A 9,380-nucleotide genomic window follows, 5' to 3' on the forward strand; every position below is an offset into this window, starting at 1 on the left:
GTCTTGATGCGCTCGCTGACGCTCATGCCGGCCACGGGCTCGTCGAGCATGAGCAAGTCCGGGTCCTGGATCAGCAGCATGCCGATCTCCAGCCACTGCTTCTGGCCGTGGCTCAAGAACTCCGCATACATGTTCAGCCGATCCTTGAGGAAGATCATCTCGGCGACCTCCTCGACGCGATCCTTCACGGCGGCGTCGCGCTTGAACATCAGCGAGCCGAACACGCCGCGGCCGCGCGGATAGGAGATCTCCAGATTCTCGAACACCGTCAGGTCGTCATAAACCGAGGGCGTCTGGAACTTGCGGCCGACGCCGGCCTGCACGATCTCGTTCTCCTTCAGCTTCAGCAGCTCGGTGCCGCGAAACTGCACCGAGCCCGACGTCGCCTTTGTCTTGCCGCAGATCAGGTCGAGCACCGTGGTCTTGCCGGCGCCATTGGGGCCGATGATGACGCGGATCTCGTTCTCCTCCACATAGAAGGAGAGATCATTGACCGCCTTGAAACCGTCGAAGGAGACGGTGAGCCCCTCGACCGCGAGCAGAAAGTCCTTGGGCTGATGTCCGACGAGCATGTGCGTGTCCCCCTACTCGGCCAGTGCGCCGTCGGCGACGGACTTGCTGGCGAATGCTTTCCTGGATTTCGACGAGCGCATGGCGAACAGCCGGTCCACGTGACGCTGCACATGGTCGCGCCAGATGCCGGACAGTCCGTTCGGGAAGAACAGCACCACCGCGATGAACAGACCGCCGAGACCGAACAGCCACATCTGCGGGAAGGATTCCGAGAGGCTGGTCTTGGCGAAATTCACCAGCAGCGCGCCATAGACAGCGCCGAAGATTGACGAGCGGCCACCGACGGCCGTGTAGATCACCATCTCGATGGACGGCACGATGCCGACGAAGGACGGCGACATGAAGCCGATCTGCAGCGTGAACATCGCGCCGCCGATGGCGGCGAAGATGGCGGCCATGCAGAAGGCAAAGATCTTGAAGTTCGCGACACTGTAGCCGGAGAAGCGGACACGGTCCTCCTGCTCGCGCATCGCCACCAGGATGCGGCCGAGCTTGGTCAGGCGGATGAACTGGGCCGTGATGATGCAAGCGAACAGCATCGCGACTTCGAAGAAGTAGAGGATGAATTTGGCGCTGTCGGTGCGGATGTCCCAGCCGAGCAGCGTGCGAAGATCTGTCATGCCGTTGATGCCGCCGGTGTAACCCTGCTGGCCGATGATCAGGATGGTGGCGATGGCGGCGATCGCCTGGGTGATGATGGCGAAATAGACGCCGCCGACGCGGCGCTTGAACATGGCGGCGCCGATGATGAAAGCGAGAAAGGCCGGCACGACGAAGATCGCGATGATGGTGAGCGTCAGCGAATGAAAGGGCTTCCAGAACAGCGGCAGCGATGTGATCTGGTTCCAGTCCATGAAATCCGGGATGCCGGGAGTGGACTGGATCTTGGTATTGGCGACGCTGGACGCTTCGAGCTTCAGGAACATCGCCATGCAATAGCCGCCGAGGCCGAAGAAGACGCCCTGCCCCAGACTGAGGATGCCGCCATAACCCCAGCACATCACCAGGCCGATGGCGACGAAGGCATAGGTGAGATATTTGGCCACCAGATTGAGTCGGAAAATATCGAGGCAGAGCGGCAGGATCACCACCAGCAGCAGCGCAAGCGACAGAAAGCCGAGAAGCTCCGACCGGTTGAAGAAACGTGAATTGATCATGGTATCGCCCTGCTCTTTCTATGCGCGCTTACTTGCGGACCTTGAGGGCGAACAGGCCCTGCGGCCGGATCATCAGGATCGCCACGATGGTGAGCAGCGTGAGCACCTTGGCCATGGAGCCGGACATGAAGAATTCCATGGTCGATTGCGCCTGGGAGATGGTGAAGGCTGAAGCGATGGTGCCAAACAGGCTCGCCGCGCCGCCGAACACCACGACCAGAAACGTGTCGACGATGTAGAGCTGCCCGGAGGTCGGCCCGGTCGAGCCGATCATCGTGAAGGCCGAGCCCGCGATTCCGGCGATGCCGCAGCCGAGGCCGAATGTGTAGCGATCGACCTTTTCGGTATTGATGCCGACGGCGCCGGCCATCACGCGGTTCTGCACCACGGCACGCACCTGGCGCCCCCAGCGCGACTTGAACATGATCCAGGCGACGACCATGGTGATCGCCAGCGTCAGGCACATCACGAAGATGCCGTTGATCGGCACTTCGATCGTATCGGTGACCTGCTTGGAGCCCATCATCCATTGCGGCAGCTCGACGCCGACTTCACGCGCACCGAAAACCGAACGATAGGCCTGCTGCAGGATCAGGCTGAGACCCCAGGTGGCGAGCAGCGTATCCAGCGGGCGCTTGTAGAGATGCCGTATCAGCGCCCACTCCACCAGCATCCCCAGCGCACCGGAGGCGATGAAGGCAAGGATCATGGCGACGAAGAAATAGCCGGAAAACAGCGACGGCAGATTGGCCTGGAAGAAACTCGACGTCATCCAGGTGACGTAGGCGCCAAGGATCATGAACTCGCCATGGGCCATGTTGATGACGCCCATCTGGCCAAAAATGATGGCAAGACCGAGCGCCATCAGAACGTAAACCGAGAACAGGATCAGTCCGGCAAAGCCTTGCATAGCAAAAATGGCGCCGAGGTCACCAATCGAATAGTCGCCGAACATCTAATCCGTCCTCCGTCAGGGAAAGGTCCCGCGCCGCGTGTGAACACGCGACGCAGGGTCTTGACGCGCGGATAGGTCGTCCGCGCCAGGGAGAGGCTTGCGTAGGGCGGATGAGCGAAGCGTCATCCGCCGCGTCAGCGTTGAATTCGACCGGCGGATGACGGCTTCGCCTCATCCGCCCTACGGCCGAGCGTCACTGATATCCCTTCGGGAACGGATCCGGCTCGATCAGCTCGGGCGTCTCGAACACCACCTTGAACTGGCCATCGAGCTGCGCCTGACCGACGCGGGCCTTTGACCACAGATGATGGTTCGGATGGATCTTGACGTAGCCCTCGGGCGCCTTGGTGAATTCGATGCCGGCCGAGGCCGCCGCGATCTTGTCCACATCGAACGAACCGGCCTTCTCGACCGTCATCTTCCACAGCCACGGGCCGAGATAGGCAGCCTGGGTGACGTCTCCGATCACGGTCTTCTCGCCCCACATCTTCTTGAAGGCGGCGACGAATTCCTTGTTGTTCGGATTATCCAGCGACTGGAAGTACTTCATGCAGGCATAGGCGCCTGCGATGTTCTCACCACCGATGCCGTCGATCTCGTCCTCGGTGACCGAGATGGTCAGCATGGTCTGCTTCGACAGATCGATGCCGGCCGCCTTGAGCTGCTTGTAGAAGGCGACGTTCGAGCCGCCGACCACGGCCGCATAGATCACGTCGGGCTTGGTGAGCTTGATCTTATTGATCACCGAGTTGAACTGGGTGTGACCGAGCGGGAAGTATTCTTCGCCGGACACCTTGCCGCCGAGCTTGCCCTCGATATGCTTGCGCGCGATCTTCATCGAGGTGCGCGGCCAGATGTAGTCCGAGCCGATCAGATAGAAGCTCTTGCCCTTCTTCTCCTTGGCGACCCAGTCGAGGCCGGCGAGGATCTGCTGGGTGGCTTCCTGGCCGGTATAGATCACGTTCTTCGACTGCTCGAGGCCTTCATAGAAGGTCGGGTAGTAGAGCATGCCGTTATACTGCTCCATGACCGGCAGAACGGCCTTGCGCGAGGCCGAGGTCCAGCAGCCCATAATGGCCGCGACCTTGTCGTTGACCAGCAGCTTCTTGGCCTTTTCGGCGAAGGTCGGCCAGTCCGAGGCGCCGTCTTCCTGGATGAACTTGATCTTGCGACCAAGCACACCGCCCATGGCGTTAATCTGCTCGATGGCAAGCTTCTCGGCCTGCACGGAACCGGTTTCCGAGATCGCCATCGTGCCGGTGACGGAATGCAGGATGCCGACCGTGACTTCGGTATCGGTGACCGCGAGACCGGTGGTGTTGATCGCCGCAGTGGCGGGTGCCTGCGCAAAAGATGTGCGCGGGAGCATCGAGATGGCCGGCAGCGCGGCCATGCCCATCAGCAATTTTCGCCGCAAAGGCGAGTGCAAGCCTGTTTTTTTCTCGTCTGACATCACTTCCCCACTGGTTTGGAACGCTTATTGGTGAGGCAAGTGTTGCTGAACTTCAGCGCTACCCGGATACGCAGGATTGCGTATACTGCACCGCAAAATGCCGACGTAGATTTTGCTATCACGCAAATATGCGTAGTTACGTTGGGTCAGGAGTGAGGAGTGGCGGGGCGGCAGCGGATCGACCGTGTCAGGCGCCAGTACAATCAATGGGTCGCCAACCAGACCCTTGAGGACTACGCCCTCCGCTTCACCGCGAAGAGCGCGCGCCGCTGGTCTTCCGCCCGCGTAGCGAACACGGCCCTGGGCGCGATCTCGTTCCTCGCGCTGGAAGCCATCGGCGGCACCATCACCATCAATTACGGCGTCACCAATGCCGCCGCCGCGATCCTCGTTGTCAGCGTCATCATCTTCTGCTGCGGATTGCCGATCGCCTATCATGCCGCGAAATACGGCATCGATATCGATCTCCTCACCCGCGGCGCCGGCTTCGGCTATATCGGTTCGACCATCACTTCCCTGATCTATGCGTCCTTCACCTTCATTTTCTTCGCCATCGAGGCGGTGATCATGGCCGTGGCGCTGGAGATGTGTTTCGGCATCCCCCGCCCGATCGGCTATCTGATCTCGGCCGTCGTGATCATCCCGCTGGTCACCCATGGCATCACGCTGATCAGCCGCTTCCAGCTCTGGACCCAGCCGGTCTGGATCGTGCTCAATTTGCTGCCCTTCATCGCCATTGCCTATGCCAGCCGCGACAGCTTTGCCGACTGGATCAAGTTTCCCGGCGATCACGGCGACCCCGCAGGCCATCTCGATCTGCTGCTGTTCGGCACGGCGGCGTCGGTGATGTTCTCGCTGGTGGCGCAGATCGGTGAACAGGTCGACTTCCTGCGCTTCCTGCCGCGCGACCGTGGCCGGTCCAAAGCCTCGTGGTGGATCGCTTTGCTCTGCGCCGGGCCCGGCTGGATCGTGGTCGGCGCCATCAAGCTGCTCGCCGGATCTTTCCTGGCCTATTTCGCCCTCACCCATGGCGTGAGCAAGGAACACGCGGCCGAGCCCGCTTACATGTATCTGGAAGCGTTCCGCTATGTGCTGTCGCATCCCGATCTCGCGCTGGCGCTGACCGGCATCTTCGTCATCCTGTCGCAGCTCAAGATCAACGTCACCAATGCCTATGCCGGCTCGATCGCCTGGTCGAACTTCTTCTCCCGCCTGACACACAACCATCCCGGCCGCGTGGTCTGGCTGGTGTTCAATGTGCTGGTCGCTCTGCTGCTGATGGAGATCGGCGTCTACAAGGCGCTGGAGCAGACGCTGGCGCTCTATTCCAATGTCGCCATCGCATGGGTCGGCGCACTCGTGGCCGATCTCATCATCAACAAGCCGCTCGGGCTGCGGCCAAAACACATGGAGTTCAAGCGCGCCCATCTCTACGACATCAATCCGGTCGGCGTCGGCGCCATGCTGGCCGCCACGCTGATGTCCATCAGTGCCTTCTATGGTCTGTTCGGCCCGACTGCCAAGGCGCTGTCGCCCTTCGTGGCGCTCGTGACCGCGCTCGTCACGGCCCCCGTCATCGCTTTCGCCACCAATGGCCGATACTATATCGCCCGCAAGCCGAAGCGCGCCTGGCAGAACATGGCGGTGATCCAGTGCTGTATCTGCGAGCACAGTTTCGAGCCCGAAGACATGGCGCATTGCCCCGCTTATGCCGGGCCGATCTGTTCGCTGTGCTGCTCGCTCGATGCGCGCTGTCACGACCTGTGCAAACCGCATGCACGCATCGATGCGCAGATGTCCACGACACTTGGCAAACTGCTGCCGGAGCCGATCCTTGCCCGCCTCAATTCGCAGCTCGGCCATTATCTCGGCGTGTTCGTCATGGCGTCTGGCCTCGTCGGACTGACCCTGGCGCTGATCTATCTGCAGACATCAGCGACGCTGCCGACGGAAAGCACCACCGTCTCCGACGTGCTGTGGAAGGTGTTCTTTGCACTCGCCATCATCATCGGCGTGATCGCATGGCTGTTCGTACTCGCCAAGCAGAGCCGGCGTGCCGCGGAAGCCGAGACCAAGCGGCAGACCACGCTGCTGATGCAGGAAATCGACGCCCACAAGCGCACCGATGCCGAATTGCAGCGCGCCAAGGAAGTGGCCGAATCCGCCAATCTCGCCAAGAGCCGCTATGTGGTCGGTCTCAGCCATGAACTCCGCTCGCCGCTCAACGCCATATCCGGCTATGCGCAACTGCTCGAACAGGACGACAGTCTCGACATACGCCCGCGCGAACAGGTCCGCGTCGTCAAGCGCAGCGCCGATCACCTATCCGGCCTGATCGACGGCATTCTCGATATTTCCAAGATCGAGGCCGGTCGCCTCTATCTGTCACGCGACGAGGTCCGCCTCACCGATTTCCTCGATCAGCTCGTCGGCATGTTCCGCCTGCAGGCCGCAGCCAAGGGCATCGAATTCATCTTCCGCCGCCCGCCGGTGCTGCCCGCCGTCGTCTATGCCGACGAAAAGCGTCTGCGGCAGATCCTGATCAACCTCCTGTCCAACGCCATCAAGTTCACGCTGGAAGGCAGCGTCCAGTTCGTGATCCATTATCGCAGCCCGGTGGCCGAATTCGAGATCATCGATACCGGCCCCGGCATCCGCGCCGACGATCTCGATCGCATTTTCGCACCGTTCGAGCGTGGCGCCCTCGGCGCCGCCCAGCCGCATAGCGGCACGGGTCTCGGGCTCACGATCTCGAAACTGCTCGCCGGCGTGATGGGCGGCGATATCCGCGTCCTCAGCGAAGTCGGCCAAGGCGCCACCTTCCGCGTGAAAATGCTGCTGTCGGAAGTCAACAATCCCACCCGCACCGCACCGATCGAAGCGCCGATCCTCGGCTATCACGGGCCGCGCAAAACCATTCTGATCACCGACGACGATCCGACCCAGCGCGATCTGCTGCGCCAGGTGCTCACTCCGCTCGGCTTCATCCTGCTCAGTGCGCCGGATGGCCCGGCCTGCCTCAGCCTCGCGCAACACTGCCGCCCCGATATGTTCCTGCTCGATATCTCCATGGCCGGCATGGATGGCTGGACGGTGGCCGAGACGCTGCGCGCCACCGGTCATCACCAGGCCCGCATCCTGATGGTCTCGGCAAGTGCGCTCGAAGCCCATGGCGCGCCGCTCGCGCAGCCATTCCATGACGGCTATCTGATGAAGCCCATCGAGCTGACGCGGCTGCTGGAGATGATCGGCCAGCTCCTCAAACTCGAATGGCGCTACGAGCCCGACGACGAGACGCACGCCCCGCAATGGACACCGGGCGACACGGCGCCACCGGGCCGGCATATCGACGAACTCATCCGCCTCGGCGGCATGGGACATATCCGCGCCATCCAGATGAAACTCGATGCCGTCGGCGCCGAGCATCCCGAACACGCCGCCTTCGTCGCGCAGATGCGCATGCTGGTCGATCGCTTCGACCTCGATCAGTACATGACCACATTGAAGACGTTGCAGACCCATGACAGCTGACTCGAAAAAACGCGACGTCGCCCTCGTGGTGGACGACAGCCCCGAGACGCTGCGGCTCCTGACCGATGCCCTCGATAGCGCCGGTATGACGGTCATGGTCGCACTCGATGGTGCCGGTGCCATGCGCATCGTCGAGCAGATCACGCCAGATATCATCCTGCTCGATGCCGTGATGCCCGGCATCGACGGATTCGAGACCTGCCGCCGTCTCAAACGTGACACCGGCCTCGCCGATGTCCCTGTGATCTTCATGACCGGCCTCTCTGAGACCGCCCATATCGTCCGCGGTCTCGAAGCCGGCGGTGTCGATTACGTCACCAAGCCCATCGTCATCGAAGAGATGCTGGCCCGCATCCGCGTTCATCTCGCCAATGCCCGCCTGACGCAAAGCGCCCGCGCAGCCCTCGATGTCTCAGGCCGCTTCCTCCTCGCCGTCAACCAGCGCGGCGAAGTGCTGTGGGCAACGCCACAGGCGCAAAAGCTGCTGAGCGACCACCTGATCGCCGGCATCGACGATACGCTGCTATTGCCATCCACGTTGCTGCAATGGCTGGAGCAGATGCAAAAGCCCGGCGCGAAAGCGGTGCCGTCAGCACCTTTCACGAATAACGAGCTGCTGCGCCTGAACTATATGGGCAAGGCCGGTCCCGATGAATTGCTGCTGCGCCTCGCCAAGGACACCGGCACCGCCGTGCCCTCCGAATTCAGCAAGGAGCTCGGCCTCACCACCCGCGAAGGCGAGGTACTGTCCTGGCTCAGCAAGGGCAAAAGCAACCGCGACATCGCGCAGATCCTTGGCCTGTCGCCCCGGACAGTCGACAAGCATCTGGAGCAGATCTACGCCAAACTCGGCGTCGAGAACCGCACCGCAGCGGCGGCTGTGGCGGTGAATGCAACGCAGCGAAGGCAATAATTGGCCACGCGACAACTTGTCTGACAACTGACGCGCCCACCTTGCCACCTCCCCTCAGCATGTTACGCTTCCCTTCAGGCGCATCTCCGGTTCACGGGGAGCGACCATAAAATCACCGCCGGTCAAGGCGGCTCGAGGGAGGAAGAACCATGGCCAGCCAAGGCCCGTCTCGTCGTGCCCTGCTCAAGGGCGCGCTCGCCACCAGCGCGCTGCCTGCGCTCGGATCACTCGGCATCTCCACACCCGCTTTCGCCGAGCCGAACTGGAAGAAATATGCGGGCACCACCATTGAAGCCAATCTGATCAAAGGCCCGCGCGGCGAATTGCTGCAGAAGCACGCTGCCGAATTTACCGCCCTCACCGGAATCAAGGTCGAATCCGAGCTGATCCCCGAGCAGCAGCAGCGCCAGAAGGCCGTGATCGAGCTCACCTCGGGCAAGCCGTCCTTCGACGTGGTCCATCTCAGCTATCACGTGCAGAAGCGGCAGTTCGAGAAGGCCGGCTGGCTCGCCGATATTTCGGGCTTCATGAAGGACCCGACCCTTACCGCACCGGATCTGACGGTGGACGATTTCTCCGCCGGCGGCCGCGAATTCGCCCAGAACGACAAGGGCGTGATGCATTCGCTGCCGTGGTCGGTGGACTACTTCATCCTCTATTACAACAAGGAGATGTTCGCGAAGAAGAACATCAGTGTGCCGAAGACCATGGACGAGATGGTCGCCGCCGCCGAGAAGCTCAACGACACCGCGAACGGCATCTATGGCTTCACCGGGCGTGGGCTACGCAACGCCAATA

At 61.8% G+C, this 9,380-nt stretch carries 7 protein-coding genes; 3 read left to right on the forward strand and 4 right to left on the reverse strand.

Annotated features, from left to right (window positions below; all coding sequences use genetic code 11):
- The 4 genes from ACIQ2A_RS24280 to urtA all read right to left on the reverse strand — a co-directional run.
- A partial coding sequence (locus ACIQ2A_RS24280) for an ABC transporter ATP-binding protein (protein WP_398484309.1) occupies positions 1-572 on the reverse strand: 572 nt, incomplete at its 3' end.
- 12 nt (positions 573-584) lie between these two features.
- The gene (gene urtC, locus ACIQ2A_RS24285) at positions 585-1,730 is read right to left on the reverse strand and encodes an urea ABC transporter permease subunit UrtC (RefSeq protein ID WP_398484311.1); all 1,146 of its coding nucleotides are present in this window, start codon (positions 1,728-1,730) and stop codon (positions 585-587) included.
- Positions 1,731-1,758: 28 nt separating this feature from the next.
- Positions 1,759-2,685, reverse strand: a complete 927-nt coding sequence (gene urtB, locus ACIQ2A_RS24290) for an urea ABC transporter permease subunit UrtB (protein WP_398484314.1) — start codon at positions 2,683-2,685, stop codon at positions 1,759-1,761.
- Positions 2,686-2,878: 193 nt separating this feature from the next.
- Positions 2,879-4,138: an urea ABC transporter substrate-binding protein gene (urtA, locus tag ACIQ2A_RS24295; RefSeq protein WP_398484316.1), complete on the reverse strand. Its 1,260-nt coding sequence runs from the start codon at positions 4,136-4,138 to the stop codon at positions 2,879-2,881.
- A 159-nt stretch (positions 4,139-4,297) separates the two neighbouring features.
- Here urtA and ACIQ2A_RS24300 point away from each other — a divergent pair, with 159 nt between their 5' ends.
- The 3 genes from ACIQ2A_RS24300 to ACIQ2A_RS24310 all read left to right on the forward strand — a co-directional run.
- Positions 4,298-7,669, forward strand: a complete 3,372-nt coding sequence (locus ACIQ2A_RS24300) for an ATP-binding protein (protein ID WP_398484318.1) — start codon at positions 4,298-4,300, stop codon at positions 7,667-7,669.
- On the forward strand, positions 7,659-8,582 hold the full coding sequence (locus ACIQ2A_RS24305) for a response regulator (RefSeq protein WP_398484321.1): 924 nt from the start codon (positions 7,659-7,661) through the stop codon (positions 8,580-8,582). The genes ACIQ2A_RS24300 and ACIQ2A_RS24305 overlap by 11 nt, the downstream gene beginning before the upstream one ends.
- Before the next feature lie 149 nt (positions 8,583-8,731).
- Positions 8,732-9,380 (forward strand): ABC transporter substrate-binding protein (locus ACIQ2A_RS24310; protein ID WP_398484323.1); only part of this gene is annotated, 649 nt, incomplete at its 3' end.

Origin of the sequence: Tardiphaga sp. (genome assembly GCF_044336785.1) — a bacterium.
Lineage (GTDB): Bacteria > Pseudomonadota > Alphaproteobacteria > Rhizobiales > Xanthobacteraceae > Tardiphaga.

What these genes read in the sequence shown, in the direction of transcription:
- urtC (WP_398484311.1), bottom strand. Translation starts at nt 1,730, where the DNA reads ATGATCAATTCACGTTTCTTCAACCGGTCGGAGCTTCTCGGCTTTCTG.
- urtB (WP_398484314.1), bottom strand. Translation starts at nt 2,685, where the DNA reads ATGTTCGGCGACTATTCGATTGGTGACCTCGGCGCCATTTTTGCTATG.
- urtA (WP_398484316.1), bottom strand. Translation starts at nt 4,138, where the DNA reads ATGTCAGACGAGAAAAAAACAGGCTTGCACTCGCCTTTGCGGCGAAAA.
- ACIQ2A_RS24305 (WP_398484321.1), top strand. Translation starts at nt 7,659, where the DNA reads ATGACAGCTGACTCGAAAAAACGCGACGTCGCCCTCGTGGTGGACGAC.